The organism is Mycobacterium bourgelatii (genome assembly GCF_010723575.1).
Classification (GTDB): Bacteria; Actinomycetota; Actinomycetes; order Mycobacteriales; family Mycobacteriaceae; genus Mycobacterium; species Mycobacterium bourgelatii.
In genome coordinates this window covers 4926416-4941161 of the sequence record NZ_BLKZ01000001.1, presented here as the reverse complement: position 1 = coordinate 4941161, position 14746 = coordinate 4926416, and the positions used below count along the sequence as shown (strand labels likewise).

General features: G+C 68.5%; 16 protein-coding genes and 2 pseudogenes. 11 read left to right on the top strand and 7 right to left on the bottom strand.

Going from position 1 to position 14746, the window contains the following annotated elements; translation table 11 throughout:
• Positions 1 to 86: 86 nt before the first annotated feature.
• Positions 87 to 2549, bottom strand: coding sequence for a PE family protein (locus G6N68_RS21180; protein WP_163716533.1), 2463 nt, complete (start codon positions 2547 to 2549; stop codon positions 87 to 89).
• Between the two features lie 877 nt (positions 2550 to 3426).
• Between G6N68_RS21180 and G6N68_RS32190 the strand changes: the two are divergent.
• Positions 3427 to 3522: pseudogene (locus G6N68_RS32190) on the top strand (hypothetical protein); the annotation flags it as partial.
• Positions 3523 to 3535: 13 nt separating this feature from the next.
• The gene (locus G6N68_RS31025; RefSeq protein ID WP_240355547.1) at positions 3536 to 3727 is read left to right on the top strand and encodes a hypothetical protein; all 192 of its coding nucleotides are present in this window, start codon (positions 3536 to 3538) and stop codon (positions 3725 to 3727) included.
• A 52-nt stretch (positions 3728 to 3779) separates the two neighbouring features.
• Here the strand turns inward: G6N68_RS31025 and G6N68_RS21170 are convergent, their stop codons facing one another.
• Positions 3780 to 4493, bottom strand: coding sequence for an NAD-dependent deacylase (locus G6N68_RS21170; protein ID WP_163716528.1), 714 nt, complete (start codon positions 4491 to 4493; stop codon positions 3780 to 3782).
• A 37-nt stretch (positions 4494 to 4530) separates the two neighbouring features.
• Here G6N68_RS21170 and G6N68_RS21165 point away from each other — a divergent pair, with 37 nt between their 5' ends.
• On the top strand, positions 4531 to 4899 hold the full coding sequence (locus G6N68_RS21165) for an Rv1152 family transcriptional regulator (RefSeq protein ID WP_163716525.1): 369 nt from the start codon (positions 4531 to 4533) through the stop codon (positions 4897 to 4899).
• 8 nt (positions 4900 to 4907) lie between these two features.
• Here the strand turns inward: G6N68_RS21165 and G6N68_RS21160 are convergent, their stop codons facing one another.
• Both G6N68_RS21160 and G6N68_RS21155 read right to left on the bottom strand, forming a co-directional pair.
• A complete protein-coding gene (locus G6N68_RS21160) occupies positions 4908 to 5744 on the bottom strand; it encodes a class I SAM-dependent methyltransferase (protein ID WP_163716522.1) in 837 nt (278 codons plus the stop codon).
• Complete coding sequence (locus tag G6N68_RS21155) at positions 5741 to 6271, bottom strand: DUF1697 domain-containing protein (RefSeq protein WP_163716519.1); 531 nt, start codon at positions 6269 to 6271, stop codon at positions 5741 to 5743. The genes G6N68_RS21160 and G6N68_RS21155 overlap by 4 nt, the downstream gene beginning before the upstream one ends.
• A gap of 42 nt (positions 6272 to 6313) precedes the next feature.
• Between G6N68_RS21155 and G6N68_RS21150 the strand changes: the two genes are divergently transcribed.
• From G6N68_RS21150 to G6N68_RS21135, 4 genes are all read left to right on the top strand, one after another.
• Positions 6314 to 6757 carry a PPOX class F420-dependent oxidoreductase gene (locus G6N68_RS21150; protein WP_163716516.1) on the top strand — a complete coding sequence of 148 codons (444 nt, stop codon included), beginning with the start codon at positions 6314 to 6316 and terminating at the stop codon, positions 6755 to 6757.
• An 18-nt stretch (positions 6758 to 6775) separates the two neighbouring features.
• Positions 6776 to 6961 carry a DUF5302 domain-containing protein gene (locus G6N68_RS21145; protein WP_163716514.1) on the top strand — a complete coding sequence of 62 codons (186 nt, stop codon included), beginning with the start codon at positions 6776 to 6778 and terminating at the stop codon, positions 6959 to 6961.
• Positions 6962 to 7082: 121 nt separating this feature from the next.
• Positions 7083 to 7676 carry an HhH-GPD-type base excision DNA repair protein gene (locus tag G6N68_RS21140; protein WP_163716511.1) on the top strand — a complete coding sequence of 198 codons (594 nt, stop codon included), beginning with the start codon at positions 7083 to 7085 and terminating at the stop codon, positions 7674 to 7676.
• Complete coding sequence (locus G6N68_RS21135) at positions 7673 to 7819, top strand: DUF1059 domain-containing protein (RefSeq protein WP_069419838.1); 147 nt, start codon at positions 7673 to 7675, stop codon at positions 7817 to 7819. Before G6N68_RS21140 ends, G6N68_RS21135 begins: the two co-directional genes overlap by 4 nt.
• Before the next feature lie 91 nt (positions 7820 to 7910).
• Here G6N68_RS21135 and G6N68_RS21130 read toward each other — a convergent pair whose 3' ends face one another.
• Both G6N68_RS21130 and G6N68_RS21125 read right to left on the bottom strand, forming a co-directional pair.
• Complete coding sequence (locus tag G6N68_RS21130) at positions 7911 to 8957, bottom strand: Rv1157c family protein (RefSeq protein ID WP_163716508.1); 1047 nt, start codon at positions 8955 to 8957, stop codon at positions 7911 to 7913.
• A gap of 51 nt (positions 8958 to 9008) precedes the next feature.
• Complete coding sequence (locus tag G6N68_RS21125) at positions 9009 to 9734, bottom strand: hypothetical protein (RefSeq protein WP_163716505.1); 726 nt, start codon at positions 9732 to 9734, stop codon at positions 9009 to 9011.
• 124 nt (positions 9735 to 9858) lie between these two features.
• Here G6N68_RS21125 and G6N68_RS21120 point away from each other — a divergent pair, with 124 nt between their 5' ends.
• From G6N68_RS21120 to G6N68_RS32375, 3 genes and pseudogenes are all read left to right on the top strand, one after another.
• Positions 9859 to 11133 (top strand): mannosyltransferase, encoded by a 1275-nt coding sequence (locus tag G6N68_RS21120; RefSeq protein WP_240355546.1) that lies wholly within the window; start codon positions 9859 to 9861, stop codon positions 11131 to 11133.
• A 275-nt stretch (positions 11134 to 11408) separates the two neighbouring features.
• Positions 11409 to 13290: pseudogene (locus G6N68_RS32185) on the top strand (PE family protein); the annotation flags it as partial.
• Between the two features lie 18 nt (positions 13291 to 13308).
• Positions 13309 to 13866 carry a hypothetical protein gene (locus G6N68_RS32375; RefSeq protein WP_205351398.1) on the top strand — a complete coding sequence of 186 codons (558 nt, stop codon included), beginning with the start codon at positions 13309 to 13311 and terminating at the stop codon, positions 13864 to 13866.
• A gap of 46 nt (positions 13867 to 13912) precedes the next feature.
• On the opposite strand, the gene G6N68_RS21110 is transcribed toward G6N68_RS32375, so the two are convergent.
• Positions 13913 to 14197, bottom strand: a complete 285-nt coding sequence (locus tag G6N68_RS21110; RefSeq protein WP_163716502.1) for a 4a-hydroxytetrahydrobiopterin dehydratase — start codon at positions 14195 to 14197, stop codon at positions 13913 to 13915.
• A gap of 26 nt (positions 14198 to 14223) precedes the next feature.
• On the opposite strand from G6N68_RS21110, the gene G6N68_RS21105 reads away from it, so the two are divergent.
• The gene (locus tag G6N68_RS21105) at positions 14224 to 14628 is read left to right on the top strand and encodes a (deoxy)nucleoside triphosphate pyrophosphohydrolase (protein ID WP_163716500.1); all 405 of its coding nucleotides are present in this window, start codon (positions 14224 to 14226) and stop codon (positions 14626 to 14628) included.
• Positions 14629 to 14746 lie beyond the last annotated feature (118 nt).

Here is a 14746-nt window from a genome sequence, read left to right as displayed (position 1 = left end):
TGGCAATTGGGTGGCGAGGCCCCTTGCGCAGCTACCAAAGCCTGGCTGTGCAACCAATGCCGCCGCCAGTAGTCGATCACGGGTTGTTAGGGCCATCCGTCGGTGCCGGATTTGCCTGGGCTACCGCCGGGTCCGCCTTGGCCTCCGGGGCCGCCCTGACCGCCTTTGGCGGTGCCGCCGCCCGCGCTGGCGTTACCGCCATCACCTCCGGTGCCACCGGTGGTGCCGATGCCGGAGCTGTTTCCGCCGGTACCGCCCTGACCGCCATAGCTGTCGCCTGCGCCCTGAATGGTGCTTGCACCCCCGCCGCGACCGCCGTTGCCTCCTGTAAGACCGGTCCCGCCAGTCCCGCCGGCGTGGCCGATCGCATCTCCAAGTCCGAGGTGGTCCGCCTGGCCGCCGGCACCGCCATTTCCTCCCTTGGTGGCGCCGTTACCGCCGTTGCCGGGTGCGCCGCCGATGGCGGCATCGGTCGAGTCAGCGTTGTATATTACAGCCCGGCCGCCGTTGCCCCCGTTGCCGCCAGCGCCGGTGGTGCCGTGACCCCCGTCGCCCCCGGCGCCAGCGATCGGGGCCGTTAATCCGTTCATATAGACGTTGCCGCCGTGACCGCCGTTGCCGCCGGTGGTGCCGTCGCCGCCAGCACCGCCGGTGCCGCCGATAACCACGCCGGTAGATCGGGGATTAACAACATCCGCTTGACCGCCCCAGCCGCCGTGGCCGCCGGTGCCGGTGGCGCCGCCGCTGGCACCGGGGGCGCCGTCGCCGCCGATCGTGTTGCCGAGGCCGCGGTTCACCGCATCGCCGCCCCAGCCGCCGCTGCCGCCGCCTGCCAGGCCGGTGCCGCCGAGGCCGCCCGCGCCGCCGAGGGCGGCACCTGTTGCCTCACTGTTGTTGATGCGTGCTGCGCCGCCCCAGCCGCCGTCGCCGCCCTGGCCGGTTTCGCTGTTGCCGCCGTTGCCGCCGGCCCCGCCGGTGATGGTGGCATTAGGGGCTATAGGGCTGTCGTAGCCGTTGCCGCCGTCGCCGCCGCGGCCGCCGGTTCCGGTGCCGGCGGCGTTGCCACCGGCACCGCCATCGCCACCGCGCCCTCCGTAGCCTTTTCCTCCGTTGCCGCCGTCGCCGCCGTTGCCGTTGCCGCCTGGGGCGGCGTTACCGCCCGGCCCGCCCGCCCCGCCGTTGCCGAAGGCGCCGCTGTTGCCGCCATTGCCGCCGTTGCCGGCGTTTATGCCGGGGGTCTCGGGGCTGTAGCCGGCCCCGCCGTTGCCGCCGTTGCCGCCGTTGCCGTGGATGGTGACACCTGAGGCTCCGGCGGCGCCGGCAGCGGCGCCGGGGCCACCGGCTAGGCCGCCGGCCCCGCCGCGTCCCACTGCGCCGGGATCACCGCCAGTGCCGCCAGCACCGCCGTGGATGAAGTCGGCGGTTCCGGCGCCACCGGCACCGCCGTTGCCGGGTGCTCCGGGGTTGCCGCCGGCCCCGCCGTCCCCCCCGTCGCCGTAAGCGCCGGCTCGAGACAGCCCGAATTGGCTGGCCAGGGCCGAACCGCGCCCACCGACGCCGCCCCCGCCGCCGGCGCCGCCATCGCCGCCGTCGCCGCTCGCACCCCCGGTGCCGCCCCAGCCGCCGGCGGTGACGGCATCCCAGCCCGCTCCTCCTGCTCCACCGGTTCCGCCGGCCCCGCCAACGCCACCGCGCCCGCCGGCGCCGCCGTCACCGAAGAACAGTCCACCGTTACCGCCGATGCCGCCGTTGCCGCCGATGCCTCCGGTACCGCCGGCGCTACCGGCACCACCGGCCAAGGTGGCGCTGCCTGGTGTGCCGGCGGTGCCTACAGCACCGGCGCCACCTGCCCCGCCGGTGCCGCCGTGGCCGCCGTGGCCGAAGAACAGGGCGCTGCCGCCGGTGCCGCCCATTCCGCCGGGCAAGCCGGCGGCGCCGGTGCCGCCCATTCCGCCGGGGCCGCCGTTGCCCCACAGCCAGCCGCCGGTGCCGCCGGTGCCGCCGGGGCCGCCGCCTACTCCGCCGGTGCCGCCTGCTCCGCCGTTGCCGATCAGCCCTGCCGGGCCGCCGGTACCGCCGGCTTGCCCTGGTGCTCCCGACCCGCCGGCCCCGCCGTTGCCCCAGAGAATGCCGCCGGCCCCGCCGTCGGCGCCGGTTCCGGGTGCTCCGTTGGCGCCGTCACCGATCAACGGGCGCCCCAGCAGCAGGTTGGTGGGCGTGTTGATCACGCCCAGGATACTGTTTTCTACGGTCTGCAGGGAGGGGATATTGGCGGCTTCTGCGCTGGCGTAGGTTGTCGCGGTGCTGGCCAGGGTTTGGGCGAACCGTTCGTGGAAGGCTGCGGCTTGGGCGCTGAGCATCTGGTATTGCAGGCCGTGGTGGGTGAACAACGCCGCGATCGCTGCGGAGACCTCATCGGCCCCCGCTGCCAGCAGTTGCGTGGTGGGCGCCGCTGCGGCTGCGTTGGCCGCGCTCAATGATGAGCCGAGCGTGCTGAGGTTTTCTGCGGCGGCTGACACGGCGTCGGCGCCGATAAAGACATACGACATGGCAAAGCCTTCCTGGCTGATTAATGGGCCGACTGCCGTCGGCTAGCCACTCACCGAACTGCACCACACAAATGTGGTGGATGTAGTTCAAATGCTAATCGGTGTTGATGTCAATATCGTTGACAACAACAAGCCTGGGGGTGCCAACCCGGGGTTCCGGCCACCGTCTAGAGGTTTCTTCCGGTGCGTAATCAACGAGTCCATTCCATCTATGGCGCTATAACGTCTATTTTGACTTGTTTGGGTGCTATAAAACGTCTTTATGGTGGGGTTGTAGCGGGTAGGCGGCATCGATCCGGGGTTGAGAAAACCTGTTCTGGCCTGGTCTTACCTGGTTGGGTGTGGGGTTGGGGTGGTATCTGAATTCGGGGTGGGTGAGGGTGCCTCGTCGTGTATGTGGGTGGTGGTGTCGGGGGTTTATTTGTGTAACTGCTAGGCCTGGTGTGAGGAGGCGTCGTTGATTTGGCGACATAATTAGATCGCTGAGTGTATCGGTCAAAAGTGTGATGTTGTTAATATCGGCGGGCGGAGTTGGCGTGGGCGTGGCATGCTGGTTCGTGGTGGGCTGTTGTGACTTTGTTGTCACTATTTAATGTGACTTTTTAGGGGGCTTGGATGAATTCTTCATTTTCTGCGCGAGGCTTATTAGGTGCGGCGCCGTGCGGTTGGTCGCCCAGTGCTGATGACAGGCGATTTCCCCAGTCCGCATTCCTTACTGAGGCCCTGCTGAGTCAAGCCAGTGCGCGCCGATACGCCAGCGGGCCCGTCCGTCCGACAGCAGAGGCGTGTACGCCGTGAGCGCTTCCGGGGATCGGTTTGGCCGATCTCGGCTTACCTGCCCTAACGACGTCCGCAGCAATCAACCAAGGAGCACCGTGTGAATGCCTTTCTTCCGGCGTATCCGACCGAGTTCAAGGCCAAGGCCGTGTCCCGGGTGATTGATTCCGGGCACACGATCGCCGAGGTTGCCCGCGAGCTTCGCCTCAATGAGTTTCTCTTACGGCGGTGGCTCGCTGACGAGCGAACCTGCAGGTCGATCGGGCAATCAGGCGGAGAAGCCGACTTGCGGTTGGCGGCCGACGATGGCGACTGTGACCGCCGTCGTAGCGGCCGCCGACCATCTCACCGACAAGGCCGCAAAGGTTGACGTCGCACCCAGCCGTCGGGCACGACGGTAGCCGAGCGGGCAGTCGGCAGGGAACCGGGGGAGTTAGCCCATCCCACGGGTACCTACTTCAACAGCGTTGGCAGTCGCTCCAGTAGCCCCGGCAAGGCGCGACTCGCCGACTCGCGGATGGTGAGTGTCACATATGGGGTCAACGGTGTCGGCTCGGGATTCACCTCGACCACGGCGGTGCCGCGCGCCAAGGCCATCTCGGGCAACCCGGCCGCCGGATACACGATCGCTGACGTACCGACTACGACCACTACGTCGGCAGATTCCATCGCGTCAACCGCGTGCCGCCAGGGCCCCTGGGGCAGCGCCTCACCGAACCACACGATGTCGGGCCGGATCAGGCCGCCGCAATGGCAGACCGGTGGCTCCACTTCGATGGTCGGCTCGGTCATCGCCGGCAGCTCTTCGTGAAAGGGCTTATTGCAATGCGCACAACGGAATTCGAACAAGCTGCCGTGCAGATGGTGTACGGGAGAGCTGCCCGCGCGTTCGTGTAGGTCGTCGACATTCTGGGTGATGACGGTGACGTCGGCGTCCTTCTGCCAGTCGGCGATCGCCCGGTGCCCGGCGTTGGGCTCGACCGTTCCGACGAGGTAGTGGCGCCAGAGATACCAGCCCCACACGCGCTCGGGGTTGCGTTCCCAGCCCTGCACACTGGACAGCTCGTAAGGGTCGAAACGGGCCCACAAGCCGTTCTTGTCATCGCGGAATGTCGGCACCCCGCTCTCCGCGGAGATGCCCGCGCCGCTCAGCACCGCCACTCGCATCCCACAAACATAGTCGTGCTTGGTAGATACTGGGGATGTGGAGCTGCGAGATTTACTGCGGGTTGACGTCAAGGCGGGCAAACCGCTGTTCGACCAGCTCAGGACTCAAGTGATCGAGGGCGTCCGGGCCGGCCAGCTGCCGCCCGGCACGCGACTGCCGACGGTGCGCGACTTGGCGGGCCAGCTTGGGGTCGCGGCCAACACGGTGGCCCGCGCCTACCGGGAGCTCGAGTCCGCGGCGATCATCGAAACGCGGGGTCGTTTCGGCACTTTCATCTCCCGATTCGACCCGACTGACGCCGCCATGGCCGCCGCGGCCAAGGAATACGTGGAAGTCGCCAAGGCGCTGGGGCTCACCAAGGAAGACGCCATGCGTTACCTGCTGGCCGTCGACGTCGACGAATAAGCGGACGGTCAGCCAAATTCGAGCAGGGTCAGGACTGGGCGCAGCGAATCGAAGACCGTCAATTTGTAGACCGTCGACAGGGCGGCGTTGAGTAATGCGCCGCGGCCCGGCGGCAGGTGAATGTCGCGAACCGCGCGAACGCCGGGCACCTTGTTCACCAGTTCTGCGGCCTCGCCGACGGACATGCTGAACGGCATCGGCGGTACCTTGTAACGCAACGACGTGCGCATCCCGAGGCGGCTCCAGATCGAGAACCAGCGCGGCGGCAGGTCGAAGAGCATCTGGCCGCCCGGAAACTTCTTGGCACATTGGGCGATCAAATCCATGGACTGCTCGGGTTGTAGGTACATCAGCAGTCCCTCGGCGGTGATGAACACGCCGTCGGAGGGGTCGACCGAGTCCATCCAGCTGTAGTCCAACGCGGACTGGGCACACACCGACACCCGCGGCTCCGCCGGCAGCAGACGCGAGCGAATATCGATGATCGGCGGCAGATCGACTGTCAGCCAATGAAACTGGCCGTCCGGGATCGCGGCGTCCAAACGCCAGAAGCTGGTCTGCATGCCCTCGGCCAGGGCCACCACGGTCGCCGACGGGTGCTGACGCAAGTAGAGCTGCGTTTGGATGTCGAAAGCCCGTGCGCGCAGCGCGATGTCCTGGCCGGTGCGTCCGAACTTGGCGAAGTCGAACTGGATCGAGTCGACCAACTTGACCGCCATCGGGTCGTCGATCAGTGCATCGGGTCGGCGCGCTTCGGCGGCCCGGGCGTTCAGCGTCAGCAGCGCGGTTTCGGAGACTCCGGCCAGAGTGACCTTCGCTCGTGACGCGTCTTCAGAAGAGGTCATCGCAACACCTTGTTCAAGGTCCGCAGATTGCGGGTCGTGGTCGAGGACTTGTAACGCTTCTTGCCCATTGTCTGCCCGATGGTGCTGTCCAGGGTGCTGCCCTTGGGCACCTGCCAGTAGATGACGCCCTCACCGCGGCTGATCCGCTCGTCCGGGCCGGCGGTCAGCGCGGCCAGCTCGTCGAGCACGTCGGCGTCGGCGACGAAGGTTATGTAGGACTGGTAGCCCTCAACCTCCGGCTCGAAGGGGTACGCCGCGACGATCTCGCGGACCGTGTCGATCGGGTAGGACAACACCCACGCGTCGTAACCGAACCGTTCGCGCAGGGCGGCTTCGGCCTTCTTTCGTACCGTCGCGACTGATGAGGTCGATCCCAGCAGGATGTTACCGGTGGCCAGGATGGTGCGGACGTCGGTGAATCCGGCGTCGGTCAATGCAGCGGACACGTCGGCCATTTTGAGGTTGACGCCCCCGACGTTTACGCCGCGCAGGAAGGCCGCGAATTTGGTCGCCTCGGATCGGGTCATGGTCCAATTCCACCAGTCCGGGTAGAGACGTAGGCTTTCGGCATGAGACGCCAAGTCTTCGACGACAAGCTGCTGGCCGTGATCAGTGGGAACTCCCTCGGGGTTTTGGCCACCATCAAGCGTGACGGGCGACCCCAGCTGTCCAACGTCTCCTATTACTTTGACCCGCGTCGCCTGGTGATCCAGGTGTCGATCACCGAGCCGCGCGCCAAGACCCGCAACCTGCGTCGTGACCCGCGTGCGTCGCTATTGGTCGATGCCGACGACGGCTGGTCGTACGCGGTGGCGGAAGGCACGGCGGAGCTCACGCCGCCGGCTGCGACTCCCGATGACGACACCGTCGAGGGGCTGATTGCCTTGTATCGCAACATCGCTGGTGAACATCCTGACTGGGACGAGTTCCGCGAGGCGATGGTCACCGACCGCCGCGTGCTGATGACGATGCCGATCACGCACGTCTACGGCCTGCCCCCAGGTAAGCGCTAACCGCGTTAGGCTGCTGATATGCCTGAATCGGAATCCCCAGCCGACGAGACCAAGCGCAAGTTCCGCGAGGCGCTCGACCGCAAGCTGGCCAAGTCGGCCGGCAGCTCGGACCACAAGGACGGCAGTGACAAGAAGTCACACGGCCCGCACGGCCACGGGCCTGAGGGGAATCGCCGCGAATTCCGGCGCAAGAGCGGCGGCTAGCGTCAGCGGGCGCTCCCGGGAAATTTTCGAATGCATTGCCGGTGAGCCATTTTGGGGCGCTGAGCGGCCGAAACCGCGGGCTGCGCCAAGTCGCCGAGCGGGTGAGAGCTAGAGTTCGACCATGAGTCAGCTCTGCCTCGCACAGGAGCCCGAGGCCGATCAACTGCTAGAGGAAAATCCGTTCGCCCTGCTGACCGGGATGCTCCTGGATCAGCAGATTCCCCTCGAAGTGGCTTTTGCCGGGCCGAAGAAGATCGCCGATCGGATGGGTAGCTTCGACGCCGCCGAGATCGCCGACTACGACCCCGAGAAGTTCGCCGCGCTGTGCTCGGAAAGGCCTGCGATACACCGCTTTCCGGGCTCGATGGCCAAGCGCATCCAGGCGCTGGCACAGATCATCGTGGACCGGTACAACGGCGACGCGGCAGCCGTGTGGCAGGCCGGCGACCCCGACGGGAAAGAACTGCTGAAGCGGCTCAAGGGGCTGCCCGGCTTCGGCGAGCAGAAGGCGAAGATCTTTCTGGCATTGCTGGGCAAGCAGTACGGCGTGCGGCCGCCGGGCTGGCAAGCCGCCGCCGGTGACTACGGCAAACCTGGCAGCTACTTGTCCGTCGCCGATATCGTCGACGCCGAATCCCTTGGGCGAGTGCGTTCCTATAAGAAGCAGATGAAAGCTCAGGCCTCTGAGAAAGCTAAAGGAAAGGCGGCCAAATGAAGACGCACATCACGTGTCCGTGTGGCGAAGCCATCGTCGGCAAGGACGAGGATGAACTGGTCGAGCTGACGCAGGCTCACTTGGCCGCCGTTCACCCGGGTCTCGAGTACGACCGCGACGCGATCTTGTTTATGGCCTACTGACCTCACGGCCCCCCCAGCACCCGCGAGCGCGCGTGTTTGTACAGCGACGCGCCGTGCGCGGCGTACATTTGCGCACCCTCGCGGCAGAAATTTACGGCACCACCGTCGAGCCGATCGTCGGCATGAACTGGCACTGCCGCTCCTTGGTGGTGACCTGCCCGAAGATCGTCGACATGATGCTGCCCGATCCGGTGTCGGCGATCGCGGTCAGCGTCGTCGGGCCGTCCGGGTTGATGTCGGGGCGCGGCTTGAGCGTGACGCTTCCGGATTTGCCGGTGGTGAGGTTTATCCAGGTCACGTTGAGAGGCAATTTTTGCACTTCGGCCGGTCCCGGGGTGCCGACGGCGGTGAACACGTAGGCGGTCTGGCCAGGTCCGGGACCTGGCGCGGGAATGGGGGCCGGACCGGCCACCGACAAGGCCGTCGCGAAGGCGTTAGTGCCGTCGGCAATGCAGTTGGTGCCGATCGACGGGTACATGAAGTCCTGTGTGACAGGTGTGTCCGGCCCGAAACCCGGTGGCGGGGACGCGGCCTGCGCGGGCGCCGGAGTGGGCGCGGATGCCGGGGTCGCCGCGGGCGCGGGTGCCGGAGCGTCCGGCGGGGGAGCGGGTGTGGCCGCGCCCGGCTGCCGGGCGGGGACCTCGGCGCGCACCGGGTCGACGGGGCGCTGCGAGGAAAGGTGCGGTTCCGGAGCCGGCGGCGCAGCCGGCGGCGGCCCAGCCGCGTGATTGGGGTCGATGCCCGTCGGAAGGTGGGGGAGAGTGCCCGGCTGCACCCCCGCCGGAGGCACATGCGGAACGCCCTCGGTCGGGACGACGCCGTTGGGGCCGGACGGCTCCGCGACGAACTCACCGACCGACTTGGCGACGTTCTGGGCCTCGGCGGGGGCCGTGGGATTGCGTTGGGTGAACGCCTGAGCCGCGGCCATCAGCATCTGTGTGGCTTGGCCGGGGTTGGTCGCCGCCTGCTGGATTATCGGGCTCAACTGATCTAACGCGGGAAGCCCCGGTAGCTGTTGGATGGGGCTGGGCGGCGGTGTCGCCGGGTCGGCTGCCGCGCTCGGACTAAGAGCGAGCGCGGCAGCCGATGTGACGACGACTGCGGCCAAACCTTTGGACAGACTCCAAGTGCTTGCCACGGTGTTCTCCCGGTGGTGGTTGTAGTGGTCTAGCCGTCGGACGGGGATCGCTCAGGGCAGCGCTGCAAGCAGCGTCTGCGGCGGAGCCGGAGCGCCCGGGTTAGCCGGTGCCCCGGGAGCACCCGCTGCGGGCAATCCCGGAATTGCGTTGGTCAGACCCGGTAGTGCCGCCTGGGCCAGACCGGGCAAAGCCGATGCGATGCCGGGAAGCGCCGCGGCAGGAGCCGCGGCCGCAGCCGGAGCGGCAGGCGCCGTGAGACCCGGAAGCGGGGTGTTCACCCCGGGGATGGTCGGAACCCCGGCAGGCGGTGCGGTGTTGGCTGCGGCCGGCGTGGCGATGGCCGGGAGCGGCGTGTTGACACCCGGAATGGACGGCACGCTCGCGGGCGCTTGTGCCGGTGCCGCCGGAGCGGCGACGGGGGCCGTGAGACCAGGGATCGGCGTGTTCACTCCCGGAATCGACGGGACCGACGCGGGCGAACCGGCCGGCGCCGACGGTGCGGCCGGGGACAACCCTGGCAGCAGCGAGGTCGCGGCGGGTACTGGGTCGGGTGCCCTCGGTGTGGCCAGCGGCGGGGTGGCGCCCAGCGCCGTCGCCAGGTTTTGCAGGATCTGCGGTGCATTGGCGGCTGAAGCGATCAGCTGCTGCGGAATGTTGCTCACGTCGGGCGCCGGCGCCGGTGCCGGATCTGCGTGGGCGATACCGCCCGTCAATAGTGCGGCGGACGAACCGAGCAGGATGGCGGCGGCTCGTACGACGGTCCAAGTGGTTGGCATGGCTCTCCCTGGTTGTCGATGACAGGTCCCCCACAGGACCTGATGCCGAAGCTATCGCGGTACAGAAGTGACTCAAGTGACACGTGTGGCATTTATGGGATCGTTATTGATACGAGCGGTCGCGGTGACCGGATCCGCGGCCCTCGATAGAGTCGGACGAATAGACACCATCTCGGCCGCCCCGGCGGCACACTCGGGCCAACCACTGGCCAGTCGGATCGCTCATGCGGGGCCGTTACTGCTGGCACTGAGCGTGGCCGTGCGGTTTGCCTTGACCTACCTCGCGCCCCGCGGCGCGAACTTCGTCGACCTGCACGTGTATGTGAGTGGGGCGGCCGCGCTCAACCATCCCGGCACCCTGTACAGCTACGTTTACGCAGATCAGACGCCGGATTTCCCGCTCCCGTTCACCTACCCGCCCTTCGCCGCGGTGGTTTTCTACCCGCTGCACCTGCTGCCGTTCGGGTTCGTGGCGTTCTTGTGGCACGCCGCGATCGTGGCGGCGCTGTACGGCGTGGTGCGGATCAGTCAGCGGTTGATGGGTTCTGGCGACGGCGGCGGAGGCCGGCGTGTCGCGATGTTGTGGACGGCAATCGCGATCTGGCTCGAGCCGCTGCGCAGCAACTTCGATTACGGCCAGATCAACGTGATGCTGGTCTTGGCGCTGCTGTGGGGCGTCTACACCACGCGGTCGTGGCTGTCGGGTCTGCTCGTCGGTGTGGCCGCCGGGATCAAGCTGACACCGGCGATCACCGTCGTCTATTTCCTCGGCGTACGGCGCTGGGCTGCTGCCGCCTTCTCGGTCCTCGCCTTCCTGGCGACCATCGGTGCGTCGCTGCTGATCGTCGGGGAGCAGGCGCGCTTCTACTTCACCGATTTGCTGGGCGACGCGCGGCGGGTGGGGCCGGTCGGCACCTCGTTCAACCAGTCCTGGCGCGGCGCGATCTCCCGGATCCTGGGTCACGACGCCGGCATGGGGCCGCTGGTCCTGGCCGCGCTCGCGGTCACCGCGGTCGTGGCCGTGTTGGCTTGGCGAGCGCTCGACGACGCGGACCAGCTGGGCAAGCTGTTGGTGGTCGAACTCTTCGGGCTGTTGGCGTCACCGATCTCCTGGACCCACCACTGGGTGTGGCTGGTCCCGTTGATCATGTGGTTGCTGCAGGGGCCGATGCGCGACCGGCTGGGCGCGCGAATCCTGGGCTGGGGCTGGTTGGCATTGACCGTCGTCGGCGTGCCGTGGCTGCTGAGCTTCGAGCAACCGACCATCTGGGAGATCGGCAGGCCCTGGTATCTGGCCTGGGCTGGGCTGATCTACGTGGTGGCGACGTTGGCGACATTGGGCTGGATCGCCGGCCGGAATGTGCTGGCGCGCCGCGGTGCGTCGGCGGAGGTCGAGTAGTCACCGGCCGACGTCGTTGCGACCCCGCGCCGAGCGTCACGTTGGTGTGGCCGTCGACGCCGAGCGTCACGCCAGCGTGACGGGCCGATGGTGTTGGGCGGGTGCAGTTTGCGACGACGCGCCGAGCGTCACGTTGGTGTGGCCGTCGACGCCGAGCGTCACGCCAGCGTGACGAGCCGACCGGGCGCCGAGGCTGCAGTTTGTCCAACACGCCACTTTCCGGCGCGTTGCTGGATGACAATACGGTGGCCGCACTAGTGACTCAGGGAGCAGCCATGTCGTCATATGTGATCGCTTTGCCCCAGGTATTGGCCGCGGCCGCAGAGGATTTGACCGGTATCGGGTCGGCGGTGACGGCGGCGAACGCGACGGCGGCGAACTCGACGACGTCGTTGGCGGTCGCGGCGGGCGACGAGGTCTCGGCGGCGATTTCGGCCCTGTTCGGCAGCTATGCGCTTGAATATCAGGCTGTCAGCGGGCAGGTGGCGCAGTTCCATGAGCAGTTCGTGCGGGCGGTGGCCTCGGGCGGGTTGATGTATTCGACCGCCGAGGCCACCAACGCGGGAGTTCTCCAGCCGATACTCGACCTGATTAATTTGCCTACCAACGTATTGTTCGGGCGTCCGTTGATCGGCAACGGAACCGACGGCGCGCCCGGAACCGGCCAGGCCGGCGGGCCGGCCGGCTTTCTCATCGGCAATGGCGGCAACGGTGGTTCAGGTGGGATCGGACAGGCCGGTGGGCCCGGTGGTGACTCCGGTCTGTTGTTCGGCAATGGCGGGGCCGGTGGGGCGGCGGGCCCGGCGCTACGGGCGCGGTGGGCGCGGCCGGTGGGCGCGGCGGGGCCGGTGGGTTCCTGGGCGGGTTTGGCGGACCCGGCGGGCCCGGCGGGACGGGCGGGGACGGCGGTCTCAACCAGGCCGGGGGCGCCGGCGGGGTGGGTGGTGCCGGCGGCCTCACCAGGGCGCTGCTGTTGAACATGGGCGGGGCCGGCGGCCCAGGCGGTGCCGGCGGTACGGGTGGCCCGGGCAGTCAAAACGTTCCCCCGGTGCAGGGGGCTTCCGGCGCGCCTGGAGGTGAAGGTGGGGCAGGCGGTGCCGGCGGCCAGACTCTGGGGCTGTTCGGGACCGGCGGGCCCGGCGGGACCGGTGGTGCAGGCGGGATCGGTGGCGTCGGCGCCGACGGTGCTTCAGCCGCGTTGCCTGCCGTAGGGGCTGGCGCGGGTGGTAACGGCGGCATCGGTGGCAACGGTGGTCCCGGCGGTGTCGGTGGGATCGGCGGATTCTTCGGGTTCGAGGGCGATCGGGGCCTCTTCGGTAACGGTGGCAACGGGGGTGCCGGTGGAACGGGCGGCGCGGGCTACAACGCGGCTACCGGCCTGATACCGGGGGCATCCGGTGAGGTGGGCGGTCAGGGCGGTAACGGCGGTCAGGGCGGCAATTCTGGGGCCGGTGGCACGGCCGGCAGCGGCGGCAAGGGCGGCGCTGGCGGTCCCGGCGGCAATGGCGCCGACGGCGCCGGGTTGGTTTCTAACGGCGGTAACGGCGGGCCCGGTGGTACCGGAGGTGTTGGCGGGGCGCCCGGCAGCGGCGGCAACGCGGGCGGTTGGGGTGATGGTGGTGCAGGCGGTCAGGGCGGAGCCGGGGGTAACGGCTCGGCGGCCATCGTGGCCGGCGCAGCGGGGGGATCCGGCGGTAATGGTGGTGCCGGCGGCACCGGCGGGGCGACCAATGGAACCGGCGCCACAGCCGGCCGCGGTGGCAACGGCGGCAACGGCGGTTCGGCTCTACCGGCGGCAGCGGCCTCGGCGTCGACGGCGGTGTAGGCGGAGATGGCGGCAACGGCGGGGCGGGCGGGTTCGGTGGCACCGGCTTTGCCGGCGCCAACGGGGGTCTAGGCGGCATCGGCGGCAACGGTGGCGGCGGTGGTCAAGGCGCCACCGCACAAGGCGGTCTTGCCGGCCAAGGCGGCAATGGTGGCCGAGGCGGCGGTGGGGGCACCGGCGGCGACTCCAGCGGCACAGGAATCAACGGCAGCGGCGGGGCCGGGGGCAACGGCGGCACTGCCGGCAACGGGGGGCCGAGCACCAAGCCTGCGATCCTAGGCGCGACCGCCGGCGCTGGAGGCGGAGGTGGTGGCGCCGGAGGCTCAGGCGGCAACGCAGGCACAGGTGGTGTGGGCGGCATTGGCGGTGACGGCGGCGCCGGTGGAAGCGGCGGTGTCGGCGGCGGTGCGTCCTCCACCGACTTGGGCGGCGGGGGAGTTAGCACAGGCGGTGGAGGTGGGGCCGGTGGCGCCGGCGGCGCCGCCTCGGGCGGTGCCGGCGGGTTAGGTGGCGGGGGCGGTGGCGGCGGGGCAGGTGGCTATGCGTTTGGCCCGGGCGCTGTCGGCGGCGGTGGTGGCGGTGGCGGTGCGGCCGGGTCGGCGGACAAGGCCGCAGGCGATGGCGGTGCCGGCGGCAACGCCAACACGTTTGCCGGCGGTGCCGGCGGGATCGGCGGCACCAACCCCACCGGCACCGGCGGTGGTGGCGGTAGCGGCGCCGGCTTCAACACGCCGCAATCCGGCATCGGTAACGGCGGCGACTCGGGCGCAGACGGTGGCGCAGGTGGCACCGGCGCCTTCGGCAACGGCGGCGGTAGCGGCGGCGCCGCATTGGGCGAAGGAGGCGGCGCCGGCCTCAGCAACGTGGGCGGCGTCAGCAATGGCCGTCCCGGTCAGTCCGTCCAGTAGTACGGAGGCCAGTCACAAGGCTAGGCGGAGGTACCGTCGCCGCGGTCTAGCTTCCGAGGATCCCGTTGATGTCGCGCGCCATGTCGATGTCGTTTTGCGTGATCCCACCCGCGGAATGCGTCACCAACTTGAAAGTGACTGTCCGCCAACGGATATCGATATCGGGGTGATGGTCCTTGCGCTCGGCGTGCTCGGCGACCCGGCGCACGGCGTCGATGCCGTCCAGAAACGCCGGGAATTTGATGGAGCGGCGCAGGGCGCCGTCGGCACGCTCCCATCCATCGAGTTCGGGCAGTGCGGCGTCTACCTGGTCATCCGTTAACACAGCCATATGTCCGACGGTATACCGTCCTGCCCATGCCGACCCAGATCGTCGTCGCCGGAGCCATCATCTGTGGTTCGACCGTGCTGGTGGCGCAACGGGTTCGGCCGCCGGAATTGGCCGGTCGTTGGGAGCTGCCCGGCGGCAAGGTGGCCGAGGGGGAAACCGAGCAGGCCGCACTCGCCCGTGAGCTGGCCGAGGAACTCGGTCTGCAGGTCGACCAGATGACGGTGGGTGCTCGCCTGGGCGGCGACGTCGCGCTGAACGACAAGATGACACTGCGCGCCTACCGCGTAGACCTGCTTCGCGGAGAACCGCACCCCCACGACCACCGGGCATTGCGCTGGGTCACCGCGGCCGAATTGGGCGACGTGGACTGGGTGCCGGCCGACCGTGCCTGGTTATCCGACCTGTCCGAGGCGTTAGAAGCGTCGGGCTGAAACATCCTTTTGCCATGAGCAAAGCACACAGTTGCTTAACAGCAATAATTCAGCTTTGTTGAAGATATCCGTAGTCAACTGTATTTGATGGCAACTAAACAATCCGGGACAAATGAGG